This window comes from Labrys sp. (in: a-proteobacteria) (genome assembly GCF_047605565.1).
GTDB classification, from domain to species: Bacteria; Pseudomonadota; Alphaproteobacteria; order Rhizobiales; family Labraceae; genus Labrys; species Labrys neptuniae.
The window spans coordinates 143,333-165,948 of sequence record NZ_JASGFM010000011.1 but is presented as its reverse complement, the minus strand read 5'-3'; the positions used below and the strand labels follow the sequence as shown (position 1 = coordinate 165,948).

Annotated in this window: 20 protein-coding genes and 1 pseudogene; 6 read left to right on the top strand and 15 right to left on the bottom strand. The window is 65.2% G+C overall.

The features are described from left to right. From adh to QM672_RS12900, 3 genes and pseudogenes are all read right to left on the bottom strand, one after another. A pseudogene (adh, locus tag QM672_RS12910) lies at window positions 1–924 on the bottom strand (aldehyde dehydrogenase); the annotation flags it as partial. A gap of 214 nt (window positions 925–1,138) precedes the next feature. Then, window positions 1,139–2,113: a GAF domain-containing protein gene (locus tag QM672_RS12905; RefSeq protein ID WP_415083020.1), complete on the bottom strand. Its 975-nt coding sequence runs from the start codon at window positions 2,111–2,113 to the stop codon at window positions 1,139–1,141. 300 nt (window positions 2,114–2,413) lie between these two features. After that, complete coding sequence (locus QM672_RS12900) at window positions 2,414–4,402, bottom strand: hydantoinase/oxoprolinase N-terminal domain-containing protein (protein WP_415083018.1); 1,989 nt, start codon at window positions 4,400–4,402, stop codon at window positions 2,414–2,416. A gap of 365 nt (window positions 4,403–4,767) precedes the next feature. On the opposite strand from QM672_RS12900, the gene QM672_RS12895 reads away from it, so the two are divergent. Beyond that, entirely contained in the window at window positions 4,768–5,040 is a 273-nt protein-coding gene (locus tag QM672_RS12895; protein WP_149253249.1) for a helix-turn-helix domain-containing protein, read from the top strand. 156 nt (window positions 5,041–5,196) lie between these two features. Beyond that, window positions 5,197–5,481 (top strand): hypothetical protein, encoded by a 285-nt coding sequence (locus QM672_RS12890; RefSeq protein WP_394312678.1) that lies wholly within the window; start codon window positions 5,197–5,199, stop codon window positions 5,479–5,481. 188 nt (window positions 5,482–5,669) lie between these two features. Here the strand turns inward: QM672_RS12890 and QM672_RS12885 are convergent, their stop codons facing one another. The 3 genes from QM672_RS12885 to QM672_RS12875 are packed head-to-tail and all read right to left on the bottom strand — an operon-like array spanning window position 5,670 to window position 10,265. Further along, window positions 5,670–6,842, bottom strand: coding sequence for an efflux RND transporter periplasmic adaptor subunit (locus tag QM672_RS12885; RefSeq protein WP_311939072.1), 1,173 nt, complete (start codon window positions 6,840–6,842; stop codon window positions 5,670–5,672). 10 nt (window positions 6,843–6,852) lie between these two features. Further along, window positions 6,853–10,038 (bottom strand): efflux RND transporter permease subunit, encoded by a 3,186-nt coding sequence (locus QM672_RS12880; protein ID WP_415083015.1) that lies wholly within the window; start codon window positions 10,036–10,038, stop codon window positions 6,853–6,855. Between the two features lie 14 nt (window positions 10,039–10,052). After that, window positions 10,053–10,265, bottom strand: a complete 213-nt coding sequence (locus QM672_RS12875; protein ID WP_311939070.1) for a hypothetical protein — start codon at window positions 10,263–10,265, stop codon at window positions 10,053–10,055. A 294-nt stretch (window positions 10,266–10,559) separates the two neighbouring features. Here QM672_RS12875 and QM672_RS12870 point away from each other — a divergent pair, with 294 nt between their 5' ends. Both QM672_RS12870 and QM672_RS12865 read left to right on the top strand, forming a co-directional pair. Next, window positions 10,560–11,171 (top strand): TetR/AcrR family transcriptional regulator, encoded by a 612-nt coding sequence (locus tag QM672_RS12870; RefSeq protein ID WP_311939069.1) that lies wholly within the window; start codon window positions 10,560–10,562, stop codon window positions 11,169–11,171. Window positions 11,172–11,327: 156 nt separating this feature from the next. Further along, the gene (locus QM672_RS12865) at window positions 11,328–12,182 is read left to right on the top strand and encodes an SDR family NAD(P)-dependent oxidoreductase (RefSeq protein ID WP_415083012.1); all 855 of its coding nucleotides are present in this window, start codon (window positions 11,328–11,330) and stop codon (window positions 12,180–12,182) included. A gap of 120 nt (window positions 12,183–12,302) precedes the next feature. On the opposite strand, the gene QM672_RS12860 is transcribed toward QM672_RS12865, so the two are convergent. From QM672_RS12860 to QM672_RS12845, 4 genes are all read right to left on the bottom strand, one after another. Further along, the gene (locus tag QM672_RS12860; protein ID WP_415083010.1) at window positions 12,303–14,102 is read right to left on the bottom strand and encodes a cation:proton antiporter; all 1,800 of its coding nucleotides are present in this window, start codon (window positions 14,100–14,102) and stop codon (window positions 12,303–12,305) included. A 129-nt stretch (window positions 14,103–14,231) separates the two neighbouring features. Beyond that, on the bottom strand, window positions 14,232–14,987 hold the full coding sequence (ubiE, locus tag QM672_RS12855; protein ID WP_415083008.1) for a bifunctional demethylmenaquinone methyltransferase/2-methoxy-6-polyprenyl-1,4-benzoquinol methylase UbiE: 756 nt from the start codon (window positions 14,985–14,987) through the stop codon (window positions 14,232–14,234). A gap of 98 nt (window positions 14,988–15,085) precedes the next feature. Then, window positions 15,086–15,469: a type II toxin-antitoxin system VapC family toxin gene (locus QM672_RS12850; protein ID WP_415083006.1), complete on the bottom strand. Its 384-nt coding sequence runs from the start codon at window positions 15,467–15,469 to the stop codon at window positions 15,086–15,088. Beyond that, entirely contained in the window at window positions 15,466–15,723 is a 258-nt protein-coding gene (locus QM672_RS12845) for a type II toxin-antitoxin system prevent-host-death family antitoxin (RefSeq protein ID WP_311939178.1), read from the bottom strand. The genes QM672_RS12850 and QM672_RS12845 overlap by 4 nt, the downstream gene beginning before the upstream one ends. Before the next feature lie 150 nt (window positions 15,724–15,873). Here QM672_RS12845 and mutM point away from each other — a divergent pair, with 150 nt between their 5' ends. Further along, entirely contained in the window at window positions 15,874–16,740 is an 867-nt protein-coding gene (gene mutM / locus QM672_RS12840) for a bifunctional DNA-formamidopyrimidine glycosylase/DNA-(apurinic or apyrimidinic site) lyase (RefSeq protein ID WP_394312686.1), read from the top strand. A 132-nt stretch (window positions 16,741–16,872) separates the two neighbouring features. On the opposite strand, the gene QM672_RS12835 is transcribed toward mutM, so the two are convergent. The 5 genes from QM672_RS12835 to QM672_RS12815 form a co-directional block, all read right to left on the bottom strand. Next, a complete protein-coding gene (locus QM672_RS12835; protein WP_415083004.1) occupies window positions 16,873–17,394 on the bottom strand; it encodes a 2'-5' RNA ligase family protein in 522 nt (173 codons plus the stop codon). Between the two features lies 1 nt (window position 17,395). Beyond that, entirely contained in the window at window positions 17,396–18,238 is an 843-nt protein-coding gene (locus QM672_RS12830; RefSeq protein WP_311939053.1) for an ABC transporter permease, read from the bottom strand. Continuing rightward, window positions 18,235–19,080, bottom strand: a complete 846-nt coding sequence (locus QM672_RS12825; protein WP_415083001.1) for an ABC transporter permease — start codon at window positions 19,078–19,080, stop codon at window positions 18,235–18,237. The genes QM672_RS12830 and QM672_RS12825 overlap by 4 nt, the downstream gene beginning before the upstream one ends. A 239-nt stretch (window positions 19,081–19,319) precedes the next feature. Further along, window positions 19,320–20,471, bottom strand: coding sequence for an extracellular solute-binding protein (locus QM672_RS12820; protein WP_415082999.1), 1,152 nt, complete (start codon window positions 20,469–20,471; stop codon window positions 19,320–19,322). 27 nt (window positions 20,472–20,498) lie between these two features. Beyond that, complete coding sequence (locus QM672_RS12815) at window positions 20,499–21,632, bottom strand: ABC transporter ATP-binding protein (protein ID WP_415082997.1); 1,134 nt, start codon at window positions 21,630–21,632, stop codon at window positions 20,499–20,501. A gap of 429 nt (window positions 21,633–22,061) precedes the next feature. Between QM672_RS12815 and QM672_RS12810 the strand changes: the two genes are divergently transcribed. Further along, entirely contained in the window at window positions 22,062–22,607 is a 546-nt protein-coding gene (locus QM672_RS12810; protein ID WP_415082995.1) for a GNAT family N-acetyltransferase, read from the top strand. The last annotated feature ends 9 nt before the right edge of the window (window positions 22,608–22,616 follow it).

The window sequence follows — 22,616 nt, the reverse complement described above, 5'->3', positions numbered from 1 at the left end:
CACGAGCGCGCGGCTCGGGCAGGTGCAGACCTCGCCCTGGTTGAGGGCGAACATCACGAAGCCCTCGATCGCCTTGTCGAGGAAATCGTCGTCTTCGGCAGCGACGTCCTTGAAGAAGATGTTGGGCGACTTGCCGCCCAGCTCCAGCGTCACCGGGATCAGGTTCTGGCTGGCATATTGCATGATGAGGCGGCCGGTGGTGGTCTCACCGGTAAAGGCGATCTTGGCGATCCGATTGGAAGAGGCCAAAGGTTTGCCGGCTTCCAATCCGAAACCATTGACGATGTTGAGTACGCCGGGCGGCAGGATGTCGCCGATCAGTTCGGCCAGGACCAGGATAGAGGCGGGGGTCTGCTCGGCGGGCTTGATCACCACGCAATTGCCGGCGGCGAGTGCGGGGGCGAGCTTCCATATCGCCATCAGCAGCGGGAAGTTCCAGGGGATGATCTGGCCGACGACGCCGAGCGGTTCATGGAAATGATAGGCGACGGTGTCATGGTCGATCTCGGAGATGCCGCCTTCCTGGGCACGCAGCACGCCGGCGAAATAACGGAAATGGTCGACGCCGAGCGGCAAATCGGCGGCGGTGCTCTCGCGGATCGGCTTGCCATTGTCCCAGGTCTCGGCCAGAGCGAGCGTTTCCAGATTGTCTTCGACCACCTGGGCGATGCGCAGCAGCAGCAGCGATCGTTCCGTCGCACTGGTGCGGCCCCAGGCGTCCTTGGCGGCATGGGCCGCGTCGAGGGCGGCTTCGACGTCAGCGGCATCGGAACGAGCGATCTCGCAGAGGACCCTGCCGTTTACGGGCGAGGTGTTCTCGAAATATTTGCCGCTGCGCGGCTCCTGCCATTGGCCGCCGATGAAATTGCCGTAGCGGGGCTTGAACAGCGTTCCGGGCGAGCGGACGATCTCGGGCTTGTTCATCAATTTCCTCCTTCAGCGCGCCAATTGAGGTTCTGGGACTGGCGTCGTCTGGCTGGGAGGATGGGCGTGACGGGATGGCTTGTCAGGATGGGGATGCACGATGGCGGGGACGATGTGTCTCATCGGTGAGACAGATTTGGGGAGCTGGTCTTCAGACCCGCCGGGGCCTTCCTGCAAACGCTGCTTTTCCAGGCTGGTCCGAAGACCAGCCCCCTCAGCTCTCCCGCCCGAGACCCAGTCGTGCGATCTTGCGATGCATGGTGGCGCGGCTGACGCCGAGCAGACGGGCCGCGGCCGAGACATTGCCCTTGGCGCGCGACAGCGCCTGGCGCACGGCGGAGCGCTCGCCGGCAAGCAACCCCTCGCCGGGCAACGCCGTTTCACCGTCGACGAGATCGCTGGCGGGAAACGGGTTGCGCAGATGGTCGTCCGTCAGCCCGTAGACGAGGCGGGCCGCGCGGCTGGCCCCGATGACGAGGTCTTCCCGATCGACGGCCAGCAGGCCGGCAGGACCATTGCCGGCGTCGGGACCGACCAGGATGCGCGCATGGCGGAAGGCCTCGCGGAAATGCTGGGTCTCGATACGGGTGGCCGCGTCCCGTGTCGCCGCCGCCACCAGCTTGAGCAGGGCCGGCGTCAGATCGGAACGGCAGGTCGAGACATCGAGCGTGCCCATCAGCCGGCCATTCGCGTCCCAGATCGGCGCCACCGTGCAGCTCAGCCCGATATTGCGGGTGAGGAAATGCTGGTCGCGATGGATGGTCAGTGCCCGCCCTTCGGCGATGCAGGTGCCGACACCGTTGGTGCCCTCGCTCTGCTCGCTCCAGACCATGCCGGTCCACAGGCCGAGGGCCTCGAAATCGGCATCGTCTCCCGCGACGCCACGCCGATCCAGCGGCACGCCGTCATCATCGGTAAGCAATACGCAGCAACCGGCCTCGCCGACCGCCTGGAACAGGCGGTCGAGGGTTGCCTGCGACAGCCGCACCAGCAGTTCCATGCGCGACAAGGCCGCCTTGAATTCGCTGTCGCCGAGGCGCAGGGGCGGAGGGGCGTGGTCGGGGTCGAGACCATAATGGCTGAGGGAGCGCGACCAGGAGGCCGCGACCGCGGACTGGGCACCCGAGGTGCCGTCATTCAAGGTTGCATAGACCAGATCCGCATGATGCACGCGGTCCGACTTACCCATTCCTGGCATTCGCTCCGCCCTCCGCATGCATTCCGACAAGGGGAGCCCGAAAGGCCGCTCCCCGGCATCGACGCGGTTAACGGCATCTTCCGCTGGAATTTCCTGCCCTGTCAATCGCAGTTGCGATTTTCATCGCCATCCAAAACGTTTTGGAAAACGAATTTACCATTCGATGCGTCAACATCGCGCAGAGATGTGGCGCGCCACCTCTCCGATGGGACCGCCAGCATCCTGCTGGCTCCTGGAACCGCTGTGCCTGCAGGAAGGAAGAGCCAGCAGGATGCTGGCGGTCCCGGGCTTCTAGGCGCTGATCCTCGGCCGGCCCGAGGCCCGGGCCGTCACCAGCGCCTCGACGAACAATTCGCGGCCCTCGGCCAGGATCTTCTTCTCGTCCACGCTCACCGAGGTCTCGACGGTGGCGGCACCTGCGGTCAGCGCATCGCTCTCCGCCTGGATCCGCGCCGCTTCCTCAGCATGGACCAGCGCTTCACCGAGATCGAGGATGTCGCGCGTGCCCGACCGCGTGAACACCCGGAAGATGCCCTCTACCGGTTGCAGTACCTTCACCTCTGCCGAGACATGCACGCCGCCGACCACGGCACCGACGGCATTGGCGACCTCGGCATGTTCAGGCACCAGCGAAGGCGCGCCGACCAGGCCGGCGATATCGCCGTAATAGGTCGCGGCCGAGGCGCCGAGCCCGACCACCGGCGCCGTCAGCGACAGGCCGATCTTGACGAGGCCGCTATGGCCGTCGAGCGCCGCCACCGCCAAGGCATGGCGCGACAGGCCCGCCTCGCGGAAGCCGTCCTCGGCCAAAGCGCATTCCAGCAGGAACTCGGCGGAGCGGCGGGTGAGGGTCTCGATGATGCGCCGTGCCAGGTCCTCGGCGCCATCAGCATAGGGCAGCCCCATGGCGTTGCGCCGCCTGGCGAACAGGGTCAGCCCCTTCTCGGCCGCCGGCTTGTCCCAGGCGTGATGCAGGCCGAGCTGATGGGCCGCGTCGGACGGTGTCAGCGCGGACATGATGGCCAGGCGCCGGTTGACCAGGCGCTGCAGGGCATTGAGTTCACGCCGGTTGTTGATCAGCTTGTCGGCGGCCATCGGCCCAGCCTCCAGCCGCGCCAGCACCTCGGCCTCCAGCGCCGGCAGTTCCGCCAAAGGCGGGTGCAGGCGCAGGGCGAAGCGGCCGAAGAGGTCGTTGGGCAGATCGGCCCGGAGCTGCCGGTCGAGCGTCGAATGCACGAGGTCGGCATGGCTGTCGGCAAGCAGGGACAGCGGCACGGCACGGCGCGGACCGAGCTTGAGCGACGTATCCAGGCCGTGTTGCTCGATCGCCACCTCGCTATCGCCGCCGAGGCCGCAGGTGCGGATTGCGATCGCCTCCACCATGGTGCGGAAGCCGCCGATTAGGGCCCCCGCCGGATCGATGCGAGGCCTGGCACCGCGCAGCACGACGACATCGGTGGTGGTGCCGCCGATATCGGAAATCAGGGCGTCCGGGGCGCCGGCCAGGAAGGCGCCGCCCACCGCGCTAGCGGCCGGGCCGGAGAAGATCGTCTCGATCGGCTTGGCCTTGGCGACCTCGGCCGCCACCAGCGAGCCGTCGCCGCGCACCACCATCAAGGGCGCGGCGATGCCGAGCGCGGCGAGCCGCCCCTCGGTCGCGGCGATCAGCGCCTCGAGGAGATGGATCAGGCGCGCATTGAGCACGCAGGTGAGCGCGCGCTTCGGCCCGTCCAGCTTGGCTGAAAGCTCGTGGCCGCAGGTCACCGGCAGGCCGGTTTCGCGCCGCAGGATCTCGCGCGCCGCGATCTCATGGCTGGGGTCGAGCACGGCAAAGCGGCCGGTCACCGCAAAGCCGGTCAGCCCCGGCGCCAAAGCGCGGGCCTGCTCGACCAGGCCTGCCTCGTCGAGCGGCGCACGGACCTGGCCCATGGCGTCATGGCCGCCGGCAATCAGCAGGACCGGATCGCCGTTCAAGGCCGCCTTGAGATCCGGCCGCTCGGCATCGGCGGCATCGAAGCCGATATAGACGAGGCCGACGCGCCCACCCTGACCCTCCACCATGGCGTTGGTGGCGAGCGTGGTGGAGAGCGAGACCAGGGCGATGCGCGCAGGCGCAATGTCGGACTGAGACAGCACCGCGCCGACGGCGCCGCCGACACCGATGGCCAGATCATGATGGGTGGTGAGCGACTTGGCCTTAGCGAGAACGCCCTTCCCCTCGTCATAGAGGACGGCGTCGGTGAAGGTTCCGCCCGTATCGATACCCAACAAAACAGCCATGATGTCAGCCACTAGCAATCAGATCTTTTTTGCTGATACGCGAATTCGGGCTGCGCCGCTCGCTCATACCCGCATTTTTTTGGCACTGGCGGCCTTTCCCAGGGGGTAAGGCACGCTCGGAGCAAAGCGTATTTAGGCGAAAACGCCGCTTTGCTCTAACTCTTCGCTTCGATGCGTCTTTGCGATTCGAGGTGAGACGGTGAAATCGCAAACTGCTTCGACTATAGGGCGTTGCGGTGGCCGTGAGCGGGGAGATCCGCCCTCTCCTGCGCCCGGGCACTGCAGATATCGATGGCTTAAACATCCTAATTGATGCTTTAAACATCAATATTAAAATTTGGTATTTGACAAATGCGAGGCTGCCTATGATCACCGCTGCCCAGATGCGCGCTGCCCGTGCCCTGCTCGGCATCGACCAGCGCCAGCTCGCCGACCTATCGGGGGTTTCCCTGCCGACGGTTCAGCGCATGGAGGCGAGCGAAGGCAATGTTCGCGGTGTGGTCGATACGTTGACGAAAGTGATCGAGGCGCTCGATCGCGCCGGCGTCGAGCTGATCGGCGACAATGCCGTCAGCCGCGAGGGCGGACGAGGCGTGCGCCTCAAGCTTCCCAAGCTGCCGGAAATTCCCTCGGCCTGACCCGGAGTGCAGTTCGCGGCGACGGGCACCATGCAGGCCATCGCGCCCAGCCGGCGGCACCGAAGGATACGAATCCGAGCGGAGGTTTCCAATGAAACAGCTTGTTTTTCGACCTTCCCCCATCTCTGATGGCTGACGGTATCGGAGGTTGCACGGATGAGAATTGCTGCGCCCGCCTTCCTGCTCATGGGCCTCATTCTTGCGCCACAGCTGGCCTTGGCAGCGCAGGCCAAGGCTTCGATCGCTCAATGGAAAGCCCTGAACAGCCAATGCCGAGGCGGCAGCGGCGACGATCCCGTCACCCGGCATGCCTGCGATCAGCGCGACGCCCTCACCAGGCAACTCGCCGAGACCGGCTGGTGCTTCGGCCGCAAGGACGATCCCGACGCGGCCGCCTATCAATGGCACCGCTGCACGGCGAAATCCCTGCGCCCCGAATAAAAAAGGCCGGCCTGGAACGATGTCCGGGGCCGGCCAAGCCGCGCTGCGACGGACCGAGGCGGAGGCCCGCCATGCGCAAAAGCGTTTTGCGATTTGGTGAAATCACCGAGAATCGCAAAGACGCGTCGGAACAAGGAGCTAGAGCAAACAAGCGTTCACACTCGAACGCGCTTTGCTCTAGGGATGTCCTAGGCTCCCGCCTTCTGCGGCAGGGGCTGCACCGGCACGCCGGGGAAGATCTTCTGGACATTGCCGACGATGATCTGGTCGGTTTCCTTGACCCCCTTGGTCACCGCGATGAGCGGTCCCTGCGCGGGACCAAGCTCGACCAGACGCATCTCGACCTTGCTGCCCTCGCCGACCACATAGACATATTTGCCGAGCTGGCTCGAACCGAGGGCTGCCTGCGGCACCAGCAGCGTATCGGGCCGCTCGCCGACGCTCAGGCGCAGATTGACATATTGCCCCGGCAACAGGCTGCGATCGGCATTGGCCGTGGTGGCCCGGGCGGTGATGGTACCGGTGGCACGGTCGACGACATTGTCCAGGAAGGTGAGCTCGCCCTGATGGCTCGCCTCGTTCTGGCCGGGCACGATGATATCGGCCAGCACCTTGCCGGCTGCCTTGGCCTTGAGGATCTGGGTGAGTTCGGCTTCCGTCGGCGTAAAGGTCACATAGATCGGGCTGAGCTGCACCAGCGTGTTGAGCACCGTGCCGCCAGGGCTGACGAGCGTGCCGGCCGCGGCCTGGTTGCGGCCTATGCGTCCGTCGAAGGGAGCCTTGATCTCGGTATAATCGAGATTGAGTTCCGCCGCCTGGATCGCCGCCTTGTCGGCAAGGAGGGTCGCCTCGCCCTGCTTGACCGCGCTGGTGCGCTGGTCGAACAGATCCTTCGACAGGAAGCCCGTCTTGGTGAGGTCGTTGCCGCGGGTGAGGCTGGTCTTGGCATAGTCGAGCGCGGCGGTATCGCGCTCGGCCTGGGCCTTCACCTGCGCCAGCGCGGCCTGATAGTCGCGCGCGTCGATGCGATAGAGGACGTCACCCTGCTTCACATCGGTGCCGTCAGGTACGGCCTGGTCGAGCATATAGCCCGAGACCTTGGCCTGCAGGGCGATGCTGCGGATCGATTCCGTGCGAGCCGGGTAGTTGAGGAAGAGCGGAATCGACTTCTTGACCACGGAGGCCACCGGCACCGGCATGGCCTGCATGGCCGGTGCAGGATTGGCCGAGGCCGGCTTGCTCAGCACCCCGGCCAGGAGTTCCTGACCGGCAGCGAGAAGATGCGGCTTGTCCTTGAGGTAGTAGCCCCCGCCGGCGGCGGCGACCACGACGATGGCGGTGGCGATTTTCCAGATACGCATCGGTATCCCCTTATTCGGCGGCCTGGATCCGGGGCGGCACGGCCTCCTCGGACTCCTCAGGCGTACTGTCGGTATGGTGTGAATCTTTCCTGGCGGAGAGCCGGCGCTCGCGCCAGCGCTCGATGATGGCGTAGAACACCGGCACGAAGACCAGCGTCAGCACGGTGGCCACCAGCATGCCGCCAAACACCGCGGTACCAAGCGACTGGCGGCTGGCCGCACCGGCCCCGGTCGCCTTCACCAGCGGCACCACGCCCAGGATGAAGGCGAAGGCCGTCATCAGGATCGGGCGCAGGCGCAGCCGGCCGGCTTCCATCGCCGCCTCGACGATGCCATGGCCCTGCTCGCGCAGATGCTTGGCGAACTCCACGATCAGGATGGCGTTCTTGGCGGCGAGGCCGATCAGCATGACGAAGCCGATCTGCGAATAGACATCGAGCTGCATGCTGCGCAGCCAGATGGCGAGCAGCGCACCGAACAGGCCGAGCGGCACCGCGAGCAGGACCATGAACGGCATGGACCAGCTCTCATATTGCGCGGCCAGGATCAGGAAGACGAACACGATGGCCAGGGCGAACACCGCCGCTGCGATCGAGCCGGCCTTGAGCTCCTGGAAGGTGATGCCGGTCCATTCATAGTTGAAGCCGTTCGGCAGGGTTTGGGCTGCGACCCTCTGCATCGCCTCGATGGCCTGTCCCGAGGAATAGCCCGGCGCGGCGGCGCCATTGATCAGGGCGGCGCCGTAATTGTTGTAATGGGTGACCGTCTCCGGCCCGACGATCGGCTTCAGCGATCCCAGGGTCGACAGGGGCACCATGTTGCCGGTGGCGTTGCGGACATAGAGGCGGCTGATGTCGCCGGGATCGGCCCGCGAATCCTTGTCGGCCTGCAGCGTGACGCGGAAGGTTCGCCCGAACTGGTTGAAGTCGTTCACATAGAGCGAGCCGAGATAGATCTGCAGGGTGTTGAAGATATCAGGCAGGTTCAAGCCCAGGAGCTTGGCCTTGTTGCGGTCGAGGTCGTAGTTGAACTGCGGCGTCGAGGTCGAGAAGGTGGTGAACAGGGTCTGCGGATTGAGCTCAGGCTGCTTGCGCGCCTCGGCAAGCAGGGCCTGCGCCGCCTCGTTGACCGCGAAGGGGCCGCGTCCGTTCAGATCCTCGATCTGGAATTCGAAGCCGCCGGTGGTGCCGAGGCCCTGGATGGAGGGCGGCTCGAAGGCCAGCACGAAACCATCGGCAATGCCGAACAGCTTCGGGCGCACCTTGTTGACGATATCGGTGGCGCTGAGGCCGGGGCCGCGCTCATCCCAAGGCTTGAGGATGGCGAATTCGACCGCGGCGCTCGACTGCTGGGCATTGGTGAGGAAGTTCAGGCCGGAGATCGACATGATGTCCTCGACCCCGGGCTCGGCCATCAGGATCTGGCGCACCTGCTTGGCGGCGGCATCGGTGCGTTCGAGCGAGGCACCGTCCGGCAATTGCAGGACGACGAAGAAATAGCCCTGGTCTTCCGAAGGCAGGAAGGTGGAGGGCACCCGTGTCGAGATCCAGTAGGTGGCGGCCAGCACGATGGCAAAGGCCCCCATCATCAGCCAGCGCAGCTTGATGAAGCCGCGCACGGAGGCGGCATAGCCGTGCGACAGCCTGTCGAAGCCGGCATTGAACCAGCGGAACAGGAAGAAGCGCGAGGCCGGCTTGTGGCTGAGGAAGGCCGCCGACAAGGCGGGGCTCAAGGTCAGCGAATTGAAGGCCGAGATGCCGACCGAGATCGCCACGGTCAGGGCGAACTGGTTGTAGAGCTGGCCGGCGACACCGGGAATGAAGGCGACGGGGACGAACACCGCCATCAGCACCGCCGTGGTGGCGACGATCGGGCCGGTGACTTCCTTCATGGCGATCTTGGCCGCCTGCAGCGGGGGATGTCCCGCCTCGAGCTGTCGTTCGACGTTCTCCACCACCACGATGGCGTCGTCGACGACGAGGCCGATGGCGAGCACCATGCCGAGCAGCGAGAGCATGTTGAGCGAGAAGCCCATGGCCAGCATCACCACCATGGTCGCGATCAGCGATACCGGGATGGCGATGACCGGGATGAGCACGGTGCGCCAGTTCTGTAAGAAGATGTAGACGACGAGGACCACGAGGATGAGCGCCTCGACCAGCGTCTTGACGACGTCCTCCATCGCGGCCGACACGAAGCGGGTCGTGTCGTATTTCATCGAATATTCGATGCCCTTGGGGAATCGCGCCGAGAGCTCCTTCATCTTGGCTTCGACGGCTTCCTTCAGCTTGAGCGAGTTGGAGCCGGGTGCCTGGAAGACGCCGAGCACCACCATCGGCTTTTCGCCGTGATAGGCCGAGGACGAATATTGCAGCGAGCCGAGCTCGATGCGGGCGACGTCACGCAGGCGCACCACCGAACCGCCGGCCGGATTGGCGCGGACGACGATGTTGCCGAACTCCTCCGGATCGCTGAGGCGGCCGGTGGCGTTGACCTGCATTTCGAAGGCGGTGCCCGCCGGAGCCGGGTTCTGGCCGATCTTGCCGGCCGCAACCTGCACGTTCTGCTCGGCGACGGCGTTCTGTACGTCGACGGCGGTGATGCCGAGATTGGCAAGCTTGTCGGGATCGAGCCAGATGCGCATGGAATAGCGCCGCTCGCCGAAGATCCTGACGTCGCCGACGCCCGGCAGGCGCTTCAGGGGATCGACGATCTGCAGATAGGCGTAGTTGCTGAGCGCGACCGAATCGACCGAATTGTCGGGCGAGGTCAGGTCGACGATCAGCACGAAGTTGGGATTGGCCTTGGTGACCGAGACACCGGACTGGTTGACGATCGCCGGCAACGAGGAGGCCGCCTGAGCCACGCGGTTCTGCACGTCCATCGCCGCGATGTTCAGCGGATAGCCGACATCGAAGGTGACAGTGATGTTGGAGGAACCGTCATTGGAGCTGGCCGAGGACATGTAGATCATGCCCGGCACGCCGTTGATCTGCTGCTCGAGCGGCGTGGTCACCGTATCGGCGACGACCTGCGAGCTGGCGCCGGGATAGGAGGCGCTGACCTGGATCTGGGGCGGCGTGATGTTGGGAAACTGGGCGACCGGCAGCAGGAAATAGGCAATCGCCCCCGCCAGCACCATGATGATGGCGATGGCCGAGGCGAAGATCGGACGTTGAATGAAATAATTGACCATGGTGAAGCTCTGCGTCAGCCGCCTTGGATGCCACCATGTGGCATGACGGTGTCAGAAAATGTCAGGAGGATCGGCGGCATGTCCTGCGCTTCGGCGAGACGGCGGGCCTGACCGGTGAGCATCGTCCTCAATGAAACCGGATCGACCCTGTCGGCCCGCATGAGGGCAAGCGTCAGCGGATCGTTCAGCAACTGATCGATGGTCATATTGCAGCCTTGCTGAGCCATGACTCCTCCAGCGCGGAAACATGGGTCCATGCTCCGCCGAATCCGTTTGACGATGTGTCGTTTGCCAGAGCAAAGCGCGTTCAGGCGTGACCGTGCTTTGCTCTAGCTCTCTGGTTCGACGCGCCTTTGCGATTTGAAGAGATTCAATCAAATCACAAGACGCTCGGGTGAATTGTCTCTCTAACAAGGCTGGATCGCAGTGCGATGACGAAACGGCCTTGACGACGCCTTACCAAGCTGTTACCGATCAGTAACAGCGACACTGTTACAGGTCGGTAACAGTTTGGTCAAGCCATGAGCCAGAAAATTTTGGAACAAAGCGAAGAGTCACTCTGCTGCCCCGGACAGCGTCCGCGAGACCGCATCGTCGTCACTGCGCGCGACCTCTTCCACCGACATGGCATCAACACCATCGGCGTCGACACCATCGCCAAGGTCGCCGGCACCAACAAGATGACGCTCTACCGTCATTTCGGCTCGAAGGACGATCTCATCGTCGAATGCCTGCGGGCGGCGGAGATCGACAACCAGGCGCGCTGGGCCCAGCTCGAGGCCGAGCATCCGGGCGATGCCCACGCCCAGTTGCTGTCCTGGGTCGGCAAATGCGCCGACTATATCGAGGCCGACAACCGGGGCTGCGAATTCGCCAATGCGGCCGTCGAGCTCTCGGGCGAGGACCATCCGGCCCGGCGCCTGGTCGAAGAGTTCAAGAAGAGGCATCGCGACCGCCTGGCCCTGCTCTGCCGGGAGGCGGGCCTCGACCAGCCTGATCTGGTCGCCGATACGCTGCATCTCCTGCTGGAAGGCGCCCGCGTCAGCCGCCAGAGCGCCGGCCCGGAAGGCCCGAGCGCCCGCTTCGTGCGCATGGCAGAGGGGGTGATCGCCTCCTTCGGCAAGACTGCCTGACCCAAGGCCTCCGACTCGCCGAGACCTTCTGACGAGCTGCGGGCTTTCGTCCGGCGCGATGGCGTTCGCGCCGAATTTTCGCTATCAGCGCATGATCTTTCCGCTGTGGGCGATGCCCGGTCGCCCTCCCCGTCGGCATTGCAAGGAAGCACCGCCATGTCTCATCCAGCACTCGTTCCCGGCTCGGTCGCCGTCGTGACGGGCGGCGCCAGCGGCATCGGTCTCGCCGCGGCCGTCAAGTTTGCCTCCTTCGGCCTCAAGGTCGCCATCGCCGATCTCGGCGAAGAGAAGCTTGCGGCAGCCGCCGAGAAGATCGCGGCAGCTGCGCCGGACGGGCGGCAGGCCGTGCTCGCCTCCGCCGCCGATGTCAGCGACGTCGAGGCCCTGCTCGACCTGCAGCGGCAGGTGAATGAGCGCTTCGGCGGCACGGATGTGCTGATGAACAATGCCGGCATCCAGCCAGGCTCGAAACTGTTCGATGCCCGGGAGGACCAGACCTGGGAGCGCATCTTCTCCGTCAACCTCAAGGGCGTGATCCAGGGCACCCAGATCTTCGCGCCCGGCATGATCGCGCGCGGACGCCCTGGCCTCATCATCAACACCGGCTCCAAGCAGGGCATCACCACGCCGCCCGGCGATCCCGCCTACAATGTCTCGAAGGCGGCGGTGAAGGCCTTCACCGAAGCCCTGCAGCACGAATTGCGCAACACCGAGGGCTGCCGGATATCCGCCCATCTACTGATCCCCGGCTTCGTCTTCACCCCGCTCGCCGCCAAGGGCCGCACCGACAAGCCGGCCGGGGCCTGGACGCCGGAGCAGACCGTGGATTTCATGCTGGGACGCCTGGAAGCCGGCGATTTCTATATCCTCTGCCCCGACAACGAGGTGCCGCGCTCGCTCGACGAACGCCGCATCGCCTGGGCCGTCGGCGACATCATCGAGAACCGTCCGCCTCTGTCGCGCTGGCACCCCGATTATGCCGGGAAATTCGCCGAATTCCTGAAGGGGTGAGGATGTTTGGGGGGCTGGTCTTCAGACCAGCCCGTGACCGCCACCGACGGGACTTGCGGGTCTGCAGACTTGGCGGGTCTGAAGACCCGTCCCCCGATCGGCGGGGCGCTGTGGCCGGATCTATGACGGTGTGGCCGCCGAACGCCGGCCGCGCTTGGGCTTGACGGCGTGAGTCTCGCGGCCGGCCGCCGTCTGCAGTTCGCGGCGGAAGACATCGCGCCGCTCATGGATGGAGGCGATCACCGGGCCGGCCGGCACGCCGAGACCGGCGAGGGCTGCTTCGGACAGTTGCAGGCTCGCCTCGATGGTCTCGGGCACGGCATCGGTGACGCCCAGCGCATAGAGCTTGCTGGCGTGATCGGCATCGCGCGAGCGCGCCACGATGACGAGATCCGGCCGCAGCGCCCGCGCGGTGGTGACCACGGCCTCGATCTGGCGCGGCTGGTCGATGGTCACGACCAGGGCCGAGGCCTCGGCAAGGCCGCAGCGTTCCAGGAAGGCGGCGTTGGTGGCATCGCCCCAATAGACCGGCTTCTTGTCCTCGCGCCAGCGCGCCACGGCCTTGGCATTCGCATCCACGGCGAGATAGGCGATCTTGTGCTCGGCGAGCATTTCGGCCACCAGGCGGCCGACGCGGCCATAGCCGACCACGATGGCACGGCGCTGCTTGTCCTCCGGCGGGCCTTCCAGCGCGGCCGCTTCCACCGGCACGGCCAGTTCGTAGCGCTTGGCGATGCGCCGGCCAAGCACGCCCAGCAGGGGGATCGAGGCCATCGAAAGAGACGCGATGGCCACCACCAGCGCCGACTGCTCCGGCGTGAGGATGGAAAGCTGGGTGGCGAGCGTGAACACCACGAAGGCGAACTCGCCGGCCGAGGCGAGCAGGAAGGCGGTTTCGATCGAGACGGCCTTGGGCACTCGGTAAAGACGGCAGAGGCCGAAGATCAACAGGCCCTTGACCAGCACCAGTGCCAGCACGGCACTCACGATCAGCAGTGGGTAGCGGACCACCACGCCGAGATCGACGCTCATGCCGACGGTGAAGAAGAACACGCCGAGCAGCAGGCTCTTGAAGGGCTCGATCGTCGCCTCGATGGCGCGGCGATATTCGGTCTCGGCCAGCAGCAACCCGGCGATGAAGGCGCCGAGGGCCATGGACAGTCCCTCGCTCGCCGCTGCGACGCCGGCCCCGATCGCCACGAACAGGGTGGCGGCGATGAAGAGTTCCGGATTTTCCGGATTGGCGACTAGGCGGAACAAAGGCCGCAGCAGGAAATGCCCGGCGACCACGATGGCGGCAATGGTCAGCACCGCCAGGCCGAGGGCATAGCCGAGGCCGACCAGCACGGAGCGGTCGGAATGCCCGCCCATAGTCCCGACCAGGAACAGCACGGGCACCACGGCCAGATCCTGCAGGAGCAGCACGGCGAAATTGACGCGCCCCGTCGCCGAGGCCATGCGTTTCTGCCCGGCCAGCACCTCCACCACGATCGCCGTGGACGACAGCGCCAGACCTGCAGCGACCACCAGCGCCGCCTCGGATGGCAGCACGAGCCGGGCGAGCAGGGCGACAACGATGGTTGATACCACCACCTGCAGGCCCCCGAGGCCGAAAACCAGGCGGCGCATGGTCATCAGGCGGGCGAGCGAGAGCTCCAGCCCGATGACGAAGAGCAGGAACACCACGCCGAATTCCGCGATGCGCGCGATGGTCTCGCGCTCGCTGATGGCGATCCAGTCGATATAGGGCACATAGGAAGAAAGGGCGCCGACGCCGGTCGGGCCCATCACGGCCCCGGCGGCCAGAAAGCCGATGACCGGGCTGACATGCAGGCGGCGCACGAGCGGCACCACGACGCCGGCGGTACCGAGCACCACCAAAGCATCCTTCAAAGCCGAGAGATCGACCGCTCCAGCCAAACCCGCCCCCACATTGTTCGATTGTGCCTATCGAACAACGAAGGACCCTGCTTCGCCAACCGAAAATCGCAGCGGACAAGCATTAATTTCGGGCAAATGACGTGCTCCCAAGATCGCAGGTGCTTCCGGCTACAGCTTCCAGCCCGAATGGATAGCGACGATGTTGCCGGTGAGCGAACGGTGGCTGACTTGCGAGAAGCCGGCTTCCCGGATCATGGCCGAGAAGGCTGCGGGCTTGGGGAAGTTGCGGATCGACTCGACCAAATAGCGATAGGGCTCGGCATCGCCGGTGACCATGCGGCCGATCGGCGGAATCAGGTTGAAGGAATAGAGATCGTAGATCTTGTCGAGACCGGGAAGATCGACGGTGGAGAATTCCAGGCACAGGAAGCGCCCGCCGCGCTTGAGCACGCGATAGGCTTCGGCCAGCGCCTTGTCGATGCGCGGCACGTTGCGGATGCCGAAGGCGATGGTGTAGCCATCGAAGCTGCCCGTCTCGAAAGGCAGTTCCTCGGCATTGGCCTCGACGAAATCGAGCTGGCCGGCCAGGCCGCGCTCCTCGCCGCGCTGGCGGCCGACTTCCAGCATCGAACCGTTGATGTCGAGCACGGTGACATGCGTATCGGCACCGCCGGCCTTCACGATGCGGAAGGCAACGTCGCCGGTGCCGCCGGCCACGTCGAGATGGCGGAAGGGCCGCTGGCGCGGCGGGTTGAGTTTGTTGACCAGGTCGTCCTTCCAAAGCCGATGCAGCCCGCCCGACATCAGGTCGTTCATCAGGTCGTAGCGCGCGGCCACCTTGTGGAAGACATCGTCGACCAGCCCCTGCTTTTCCTCCAGCCGCACGGTGGAAAAGCCGAAATGAGTGTCGGTGCTGGCGGTCATCGGGTGAACTCCGGATAAGGTCGCTGCCTCTATAGAGCACAAAACCGAGACGGGGGAAGGAGAATGCGGCACGACATCGCCACTTCTCCAGCTCATGCTCACAAGACGCCCTGAATGTCCGTTCGGGCGAAATCGTCCCCGACATAGAGCAACCGGCAGCCATACTCCTTCGCGACATCATAGGCGAAGCAATCGCCATAGTTCAGCCCCGCCGGATGTATCCCCTTTCCCCACTTGTCGTAGGCCAATGCAATGCGCCGCGCCGACGCCGAGGTTACGCTGACGATCTCGAAGCCGAGTCCCTCGATCAGGCGATCGACCTCGTCCCGGACATTCCTGCATCCGGCCACGATCAGGATCTCTGCCACCGTGCCGGCCGAGATCAGTAGGCGATCTTCGGTTTCGAGCGTGACCGCGCAGTCATCGGCCTGCGGTTCATTCAGCACGATCGCCATCAAGGCCGAGGTGTCGACGGCCATCATCGGGGCAAGCCATTCTCGTCATAGAGGAAATCCTGGCTACGGGCAGCATCCGCACCGGCCGTCGCCTTCGCCGCCGCGCTGAGGCGGACCGCGGCGATCACCGCCTTGCGGGATTTGGCGTCTACAAGGGGCTTGACCGGCACCAGCTGGACCGCCGCATGACCATGTCGCGTCAGAATGACCTCATCCCCCGCCTGTGCGCGGCGAACAAGGTCCGTGAGCTGTCCCTTCGCCTCGGTCACCGAGATCCGCATGACGCTGTCCTCGCAGGAATGTTTGGTCGACATCCTATTTAGTCCATTCAATGGTCCGTTTCAACGACGCCGGGCGCCCTGCTGAATGCTTGGCTGGAAAACGCCTCCCCTTCGTCCTATCTCTGGCCGGCAGTCCGCGCCGGAGGAATCATGCCCGAACTACCCGAAGTCGAAACCGTCCGCCGCGGCCTTGAGCCGGCCATGACCGGTGCCCGTTTCGTCGAGATCGAGGCGCGGCGGCCGGATCTGCGCTTTCCCCTGCCCGCCGGTTTCGCCCGCCGCCTTACCGGCCAGACCATCCTCTCCATGGGGCGCCGCGCCAAATATCTCCTGGCGGACCTGTCCTCCGGCGACGTACTGGTGATGCATCTGGGCATGACCGGCCGCTTCCTGATCACGGCGCCGGATGGCGGCGTGGCGGAACCGGGCGAGTTCGCCAACGAGGTCAAGGAGGACGCCAAGCACGACCATGTCGTCTTCCGCCTCTCCAACCGCTTCACCATCACCTATAACGATGTGCGCCGCTTCGGCTTCATGGATCTGGTGCCGCGGACCGGACTGGAAACCTCGCGCCATTTCAAGGCCATGGGCATCGAGCCGCTCGGCAACGAATTGAGCGGGGAGACGATCGCCCGCCTGTTCGCCGGCAAGCTGGCGCCGCTCAAGGCCGCCTTGCTCGACCAGGGCCTGATCGCCGGGCTCGGCAACATCTATGTCTGCGAAGCGCTGCATCGTGCGGGCCTCGCGCCCGAGCGGGCCGCTGGCACGCTGGCCGACGGGCAGGCCGAACGCCTCTCCGACGTGATCCGCGAGGTGCTGGCCGAAGCGGTCGAGGCCGGCGGCTCGACCCTCAAGGATTACAGGCACACCGACGGTTCGCTCGGCTATTTCCAGCACCGTTTCCGCGTCTATGACCGCGAGGGCGAGGCCTGCCCGACACCGGACTGCCGCGGCACCATCGAGCGCCTGGTGCAATCGGGACGCTCGACCTATTGGTGCCGACACTGTCAGAAATAAGGAAATTCATTATAGTTATCAGATGCCTCAACACCGAGGGATCGAAACCAAACCTTGCTGTTGCAACGATTTGGCAGGGGCCAGGAGGAAAGCTCGTGTTGACGAGCCGCGCCAGCCCTGTCCATGAGCTCGTCAACCAAGCGGAATAACGGCCCCGACGGTCCAATCCTCGACCGGAATGCTTTGTGCCGACCGAACCACGGCGATGCGGTCGAAACGGACGGCCCGCCCGGTAAGATGTGCCTCGACCTCCCTGGCTGCGGCCTGTTTGAGCGGCCCGTCTTCCACGCCGTAGGCCAGCGAGACATGCGGCATGAAACTCTCGATCGCCGAAGCCGCGATCGAAGCGATGGCCCGCCGCTTCAGTTCGAGCACTGGCCCCACCCGCTCGAAGCGGGCATAGAAGGCTCGGAAGAACAGGTCGCTGGTACCGACCGCCTGGATATCGGCGGCGAAGGGCGCAATGCCGGCAGCGACGGTGGTGAGTTGGCGCGCAAGGTCGTCCTCCTCGCAGAGCCTGTCCTCGACGAGGGTCAGATGCGGCTGGAAGCGCGGCGTGCCGAAGGTCTGCGCCAGTTCGGCCACGATGCCGGCGAGCATGAGTTCGTCCTCGGCCACCGGCATCAGCCAGGCGGAATACATGTTCTCGGCCATCTCAGCGCCCGACCTTGGCCAGCACGTCGGCGCTGAGGAAGCGCTCGACCACGAACATGAAGGCGATGGAGGGCACCAGCAGCACCAGAGCCGTGATCGAGGCGATCTGGTAGTTGCCGCCGGCGCTGGCGGTATAGAGCAGCAGCGGCATGGTCTTGATGTCGGGCGCGCCGACGAAATAGGTGCCGGTGAATTCGTCCAATGATTCCAGGAAAACGAAGATGGCACTTGCCATCAGCCCGGGCGCGGCCAGCGGCAGCACGACGTCGCGAAAGGCGCGCGGCCCGCTGGCGCCGATCGAGCGGGCGGCCTCCTCCAGATCCACCGGCACGGCGGAGAAGGAAGCCGTGGCGATCCACACCGCATAGACCAGACCATGGGTGGTGTGGACGAGCACGACGCCGAGCACCGTGCCATTCAGGCCGATCTCGTAGAACAGGCGGGCGATGTTGACGTAGACGGGCAGGTTCGGAAAGGCCTGAGGCAGGAGCAGCAGCAGCAGGATGCCGGCGCGGAAAGGCAGTTTCAGCCGCGCGAGCGCATAGCCGGCGGGAACCGCCAGGGCGAGGGACAGCGCCACGGTGAGCAGCGCGATGGAAACGCTGGTGCCGAGCGAGGCCAGGGCATCGCCGCGCGGCGCGAATACGCGCGGCCAGAAGGAAAAGCCATATTGCAGCGGCAGGCTATGCGGGAAATACCAGCGCTCCGCCACCGTCCACAGCAGGAGATTGGCGAGCGGGCCGAAGATGGCGAAGGCGAGCAGGCCGAGCCCGATGCCGCGCGGGATCCACAGCCAGTCGATTCGCCAGCTGCGGGCGGCAAGCGCGTGACCGGCATCGCTCATCGCGCATTCTCCTTCATGGTCTGTCTGAGATAGATCCAGGCCACCGCCCCGGTGAAGGCGAGCGAGAGCAGGCCGAGAGCATTGGCGACGCCGTAGTCGCCATAGGAATTGATGCGGAAGGCCATGTCGGCGGTGATCATGGTGGGCGATTGCGCGTTGATCATCAGTGGCACGGAAAGCACCGACATCATCGTCACCAGGCTGAGCACGGCCCCGACCAGCAGCGTGGAGGCCACCTGCGGCACCACGATCTCCAGGAGGATGCGCAGACGCGAGGCGCCGAGATTGCGGGCGGCCTCGATGGTGGAGCGGTCGAGCGAGGCCATGGCACCGGCGGTGAGCAGGGTGACGAAGGGCATCTGCTTCCAGACGAAGGCGATGACGATGCCCCGCCAGTCGAGGAAGCTGACAGCCTGCAGCGGCGACAGCAGGTCCGCATTCACCAGGAGGCTGTTCATCAGCCCGTTCTTGGCGAGGAAGGTCCGCAGGATCTGGCCAACCACGATGAAGGGCACGAAGAGCGGCCAGCGATAGAGCCAGCGCAAGGCCGCAACCGCCAGAGGGTTGTTGCCGAGCGTGAGATAGCCGGCGATGGCGACGGCGATCAGCACGATCAGCGCGGTGGAGATCAGGATGATCACCGCCGAAAAGACCATGTCGGTCCAGTAAAGCTCGAAGGCCTTGCGGAAATTGCCGAACCCCGGCCCCTCCGGCGTGGCGAAGGATCCGGTGACCGAGCTTGCCAGCGGCACGACGAACAGCAAGATCACCACCGCAAGCGCCGGCGCCACCAGCATCAGGCCGGCGAGGGAGGTACGGGGAGAGGTGTTTGTGCTCGGCATGGTTGATGATCGGTTGGGTTGAAGAAAGGCTGGTTCCGCAGGATCTGTGCGGCCCCTCACCCTTACCCTCTCCCCGTAAGGACGGGGCGAGGGGGACCTTGATGTGGAGCTTTATTCCGCTGGCGCGACCTCTCGCAGCGAGGCGCAACGCTCGGCGCCCCTCGCCCCGTCCTTACGGGGAGAGGGTAAGGGTGAGGGGCAACACCGCCCTCCCCAGCTTCGCTGAAGAAAAAAGCCTCCTACTCCGCCACCTTCTTCTCATAGGCTTCGAGCAGGTCGGCATAGTAAGGCCCGATCGGGAAGGACTTGCCATATTTGGCGAGGTCGTCGGGCGAGATGTCGGTGAACAGCTTCTGCCAGATCGCCGGGTCGAGCTTGTCCTGGACATATTTGGCGTCGATGCCCGGATACCAGTTGAACTGCTTGACGATACCGTTGGCCTGGACCTCGGGACTGGTGGCGAGCGCGACGAACTTCTCCGCCAGGGCCTTGTGGGCGGTCTTGCCGGGGATGACGTAATGCATCGGTTGGCCGGGCATGCCGGGCGCCGGCAGCACCAGCTTCATGGTCGGCGGCAGCTGGCCATTGGCCTTCCAGGAATAGAACATGTCGACCCATACCGCGCCCATGGCGATCTCGCCGCGGCTGAGCATGTCGAGCGTGCCGGCATTGCCGGGGGTCAGCGCGACATTCTTGTTGAAGGCCTTGAGCTTGGCGAAGGCGTCGTCCCATTTGGTCTTTTCATTGGCGTCATAGGGACCTTCCTGCAGGACCTTGGCGTCGCCGGCATAATTGTAGATCCAGCTGATCACGAAGGAGACGCCGGAGGCGCCGCCCTTGATGCCGTTATAGCCGAACTGCTTGGGGTTCTTCTCGGTCCAGGCCACCAGTTCGTCGAAGGTCTTCGGCGGATTGGATACCAGGTCCGGATTGTAGGCGATGGCGGTCTGGCTGTTGAACATCGGCATGACATAGCCGTCGACATCGGCCCCAAGTGCCAGCCTAGCGTTGCCCCGCGTGACCAGCTTGCCGGTATCGATATTGCCGCGATATTTGTCGAGCAGCCCGTCCTGGACCAGCTTGCCCGCCACCTTCTCGTGGATGACGGCGACATCGACGTCATAGACCTCCTTGCCGGCCTTCTTCTGGGCATCGAGGCGCTCGACGATCTTCTGCGACCCGGCATCGCCGGGGCCGGTGCCGACCACGCGCACCGTGGTGCCGGGATTCTGCTTTTCGAAGGCCGGGGCCAGGAAATTATTGACGTAGTCGACCATGTTCTGGTCACCCGCCGTGATCACCGTCAGCTCCTCGGCCGATGCCGTGGTGCTTGCCAGGGGCAGGGCGGCGGCAAGAAGCCCCGCGACCGCGGATAACGCTGTCAGTCTCATCCGAACTCTCCTGTCTTGTCTTGCTGCTCAGCCTTGCGCGTCCGGAAAGACGAACAGGCCTGTCTCGGGGATATGAACATTGACCTTCGAACCGGCGGGCCACGCCTTGGGCGCGTCCACGACGACGGAACCGGCCGGGGTGGCCACGACGTGACGCCAGAACCCGCCCGGGAAACTGACCTGGCCGACCTCGCCGGGCAGGACGAGGAAGCCGGCGGTCGGCTCCGCCGCGGCAGAGGCCTCGTGCAGTTCGGCCGCCTCGGAGCGGAAATGGGCGATGCAGGGCCCCGGCACGGCCGGCCGTACGGTCGCGACCAGAGCGGGCGAGCCGCCCTGGGCTTGAAGCCGCAGCCGGCCATCGCCCTTCGTCGCCGGGCCGGCGTTGAGGCGCAGCCTGTTCTCGGCCCCCATGAAGGCGGCGACGAAGGCGGAAGCCGGCTGGTTGTAGACCTCTTCCGGCGTGCCGATCTGCGCGATCCTGCCAGCATCGAGAATGACGATGCGATCGGCCATCACCATGGCCTCCTCGCGGTCATGCGTGACATGAATGGCGGTGATGCCGAGCCGGCGCTGCAGGGCGCTGATCTCCTGGCGCACCGTGAGGCGGATGCGCGCGTCGAGATTGGACAGGGGTTCGTCGAGCAGCAGGATATCGGGGCTGACGGCAAGCGCTCGCCCGAGCGCCACGCGTTGGCGCTGGCCGCCGGAGAGAGCCGCCGGCTTGCGCTCCTCCAGCCCGGATAGACCCAGCAGAGCGGCGATCTCAGCGACCTTGGCGGCGATCTCCGCGCGCGGCAGCCGGCGCAGCTTGAGGCCGTAGCCGATATTCTGCGCCACCGTCATATGCGGCCAAAGCGCATAGGTCTGGAACACCAGCGCCATGCCGCGCCGGTCGGGCGGCTCGCTGGTGATGTCGCGTCCCCGCACGCGGACGGTGCCAGCGCGCGGCTGGATGAAACCGGCAATGGTGCGCAGGAGCGAGGTCTTGCCGCAACCGGACGAGCCGAGCAGCGCGACGAATTCGCCTTCGCCGACCGTGAGGCTGAGATTGTCGAAGACCTGGGTGTTGCCGAGCCGCACCGAGGCCCTGTCGACCTCGAGCAAGGGTTGCCGCACCGGCGTCGTTGGGGCCGCCACCAGGGGCTGATCACTCGGCTTCACGGCGCAACCTCCCGCGGGCAGGTCCCGGCGTCCTCGGCTCAGGCAAGAAGCCTGCAGCGGACACCGTTCCCTCTCGTTTCCTCATCGCCATGTCTGATTGCACAGCTGTGCAATGCTCGCTCTGCGCGAAACTCCTGTCAATAGCGCAGAGCCACTCCATTGAAACCATCCGCCCGGTCCTGAGAGGTTGAAATCCGCTCCCATGGCGTGGAAACGCATTTAGCGACGGGCCTATTCCTTCTTGCACAGCTGTGCAGGAGCAAAGCCACGTTTTATCCCTGCCGCTTCGAGGTGACAGCCATATGACGGTTCACCTGGCAGGGATCCAAAATCACGGCTGGCAGCGCCGCCCCAAATGCCGGAGATTGGACCGCAGGGAGCCGAGCATGGGTGAAGCCGGCGCAGCAGACAGTCAGGGGGACAGCCGGCATGATCGCTCCGACATTCGCCGCCCGACCCGTCATCGCGGCCACCTGGCCTGATTTCGAAGCGCTGTTCGAAGGCAAGGGCGCGCCGAAATATTGCTGGTGCATGGCCTGGCGCCCCATGGCCGAACGGGGTTCGGCCGATAATGCCGCCCGCAAGCAGGCGCTCCACCACCGGGTCCAAACCGATGTGCCGATCGGCCTGCTCGGCTATCTCGACGACGAGCCCGTTGGCTGGTGCTCCGTGGCGCCGCGCGAGAGCTTCCTCAGGCTCTCGTCCGACCAGGACGATGGGGAGACGGGCATCTGGTCGATCACCTGCTTCTTTGTCCGCCGCGACCACCGCAAGGCCGGCCTGTCGCACGCCTTGCTCGATGCCGCCATCGCCTATGCCCGCGGCCAGGGCGCCCAGGTGGTCGAAGCCTATCCGGTCGATCCCAGCTCGCCCAGCTATCGTTTCATGGGGTTTGTCGAGCTGTTTACAGGGCGCGGCTTTGTTCCCGGCGGCAAGGCCGGCTCGCGTCGGCAGGTGATGCGGCTCGCATTGTGAGCTGCAACA